The sequence below is a fragment of the Mycobacterium sp. 852002-51971_SCH5477799-a genome (assembly GCF_001667145.1).
In the GTDB taxonomy this organism is placed as follows: Bacteria; Actinomycetota; Actinomycetes; order Mycobacteriales; family Mycobacteriaceae; genus Mycobacterium.
Window position 1 is genome coordinate 1 of the sequence record NZ_LZIF01000062.1, and the last position, 663, is coordinate 663.

The 663-nt window shown below is 68.6% G+C and carries 1 protein-coding gene; it reads left to right on the plus strand.

The window, feature by feature from the left end:
• Nucleotides 1-663, plus strand: a 663-nt coding sequence (locus tag A5753_RS06900) for a condensation domain-containing protein (RefSeq protein WP_156655986.1), incomplete at both ends; no start/stop codon positions are given.

Genomic DNA, 663 nt, shown 5'->3' on the forward strand with positions numbered 1-663 from the left:
CGGCCCTATCCGGCGGTGGCCGACTATCGCGGGGCCAGCGTGGCCGTGGACTGGCCGGCGGGGTTGCAGCAGCAGATCGCGCGGGTGGCCCGGGAGCACAACGCGTCCAGTTTCATGGTGATCCAGGCTGCCTTGGCGGTGCTGCTGTCGAAGCTGAGCGCCAGTCCCGATGTGGCGGTGGGCTTCCCGATCGCCGGGCGGCGGGACCCCGCGCTCAACGACCTGGTGGGCTTTTTCGTCAACACCTCGGTGCTGCGGGTCCAGCTGACCGGAGATCCGAGCGTGGCCGAGCTGCTGGCCCAGGTGCGGGCGCAAAGCCTGGCCGCTTACGAAAACCAGGATGTGCCGTTCGAGGTGCTGGTGGAGCGGCTCAACCCGACCCGAAGCCTGTCCCACCACCCGCTGGTGCAGGTGGTGCTGGCCTGGCAGAACTTCGCCGGTCAAGACAACAGCCTCGGCGCCGGGTTGGCCCTGGGTGACCTGCAGGTGACGTCGCGCCCGGTGGACACCCAGAGCGCTCGTATGGACTTGACCTTCTCGATGGCCGAGCGTTGGACCGGGGACGGTGAGCCCGCCGGGATCGGCGGGGCGGTGGAGTTCCGCACCGATGTGTTTGATGCGGCCTCTATCGAGGTTTTGATCGCCCGGTTGCAGCGGGTGCTG